This window comes from Streptomyces sp. SID5910, assembly GCF_009862125.1.
Taxonomy (GTDB): Bacteria; Actinomycetota; Actinomycetes; order Streptomycetales; family Streptomycetaceae; genus Streptomyces.
Genome location: NZ_WWHX01000688.1, coordinates 1 through 231, shown reverse-complemented (window position 1 = coordinate 231; position 231 = coordinate 1). Strand labels below are relative to the sequence as shown.

Annotated in this window: 1 protein-coding gene; it reads left to right on the top strand. The window is 70.1% G+C overall.

What is annotated here, in order from left to right; all coding sequences use genetic code 11:
• Positions 1-231 (top strand): CurL C-terminal domain-containing protein (locus GTW67_RS37855; RefSeq protein ID WP_237519004.1); only part of this gene is annotated, 231 nt, incomplete at both ends.

Genomic DNA, 231 nt, shown 5'->3' with positions numbered 1-231 from the left:
TGGTGTCGGCGAAGTCGGAGGCGGCGCTGCGGGGTCAGGCGGGGCGTCTGGCGTCGTTCGTGGGTGAGCGTTCTGAGCTTGCTGCGGTGGATGTGGCGTGGTCGTTGGCAACGGCGCGGTCGGCGTTCGAGCACCGTGCCGTGGTGCTGTCGGGTGATCGGGCTGGGTTGTCTGCGCTCGCGTCGGGTGAGCCGGTTGCCGGTGTGGTCAGTGGTCAGGTGGTGCCGGGTC